General features: G+C 50.6%; 1 rRNA gene. It reads right to left on the reverse strand.

Annotation, left to right across the window (positions count from 1 at the left end):
• Window positions 1-243 (reverse strand): 23S ribosomal RNA (locus HMPREF2750_RS08470); the annotation flags it as partial.

Below are 243 nucleotides of genomic sequence, written 5' to 3' on the forward strand. Positions count from 1 at the left end.
AACTTAAACGCACATATCCAACAGTGCGATAACCTAACCTGCTCCGTCCCCACATCGCAGTTTATCCAAGTACGGGAATATTAACCCGTTTCCCATCGACTACGCTTTTCAGCCTCGCCTTAGGGGCCGACTCACCCTGCCCCGATTAACGTTGGACAGGAACCCTTGGTCTTCCGGCGAACGGGTTTTTCACCCGTTTTATCGTTACTTATGTCAGCATTCGCACTTCTGATACGTCCAGCA

The sequence above is a fragment of the Haemophilus sp. HMSC066D02 genome (genome assembly GCF_001810545.1).
Lineage (GTDB): Bacteria > Pseudomonadota > Gammaproteobacteria > Enterobacterales > Pasteurellaceae > Haemophilus_D.